This window comes from Cupriavidus oxalaticus (assembly GCF_038900635.1).
In the GTDB taxonomy this organism is placed as follows: Bacteria; Pseudomonadota; Gammaproteobacteria; order Burkholderiales; family Burkholderiaceae; genus Cupriavidus; species Cupriavidus oxalaticus_B.
In genome coordinates this window covers 1-450 of record NZ_JAYMRX010000088.1, presented here as the reverse complement: position 1 = coordinate 450, position 450 = coordinate 1, and the positions used below count along the sequence as shown (strand labels likewise).

1 protein-coding gene and 1 pseudogene are annotated in these 450 nt (G+C 56.0%); one reads left to right on the top strand and one right to left on the bottom strand.

Going from position 1 to position 450, the window contains the following annotated elements:
- A pseudogene (locus VSR71_RS35495) lies at positions 1 to 265 on the bottom strand (hypothetical protein); the annotation flags it as partial.
- Between VSR71_RS35495 and VSR71_RS35075 the strand changes: the two are divergent.
- A partial coding sequence (locus VSR71_RS35075) for a hypothetical protein (protein ID WP_342917920.1) occupies positions 250 to 450 on the top strand: 201 nt, incomplete at its 3' end. The pseudogene VSR71_RS35495 and the gene VSR71_RS35075 overlap by 16 nt on opposite strands.

Genomic DNA, 450 nt, shown 5'->3' with positions numbered 1-450 from the left:
CTCCCAGGCTAACGAGCATGAAGGTACGGTCGCCTGCTTCCGAACCGCGAAATTCGCGCTCCCATCCAATGGGGAAGGCCAGCGCGACGGCAACGCCGATTCGGACCAGAAGCGCCAGATCGAATCTTGTCGTTCCGCCCGCTTCGCCTGGAGCTGCGAATGCAGCATCCATTGTTAAACCAAGAATGACAGCGGAGAACAGGAGTGGGAAGGTCGAAACAAGCAGTCTCTTCGGCAGCGAAGATAAGCATGATCGATGAAGCATCGAATGGGTTTTCTGAGTGCGAGGCATTGTCGAGTTATGGTTTTCTGGCGACTTTAGGTTCAAGAGATACGGTTGCCGGAAGGCGAAGGAGACGGAGCGTGTTCATTGTCACCAAAACCGTCGCGCCGGTGTCAGCGAGGATAGCGGGCCATAAGCCGGTCAAACCGACGACCGTGGTCATGAGA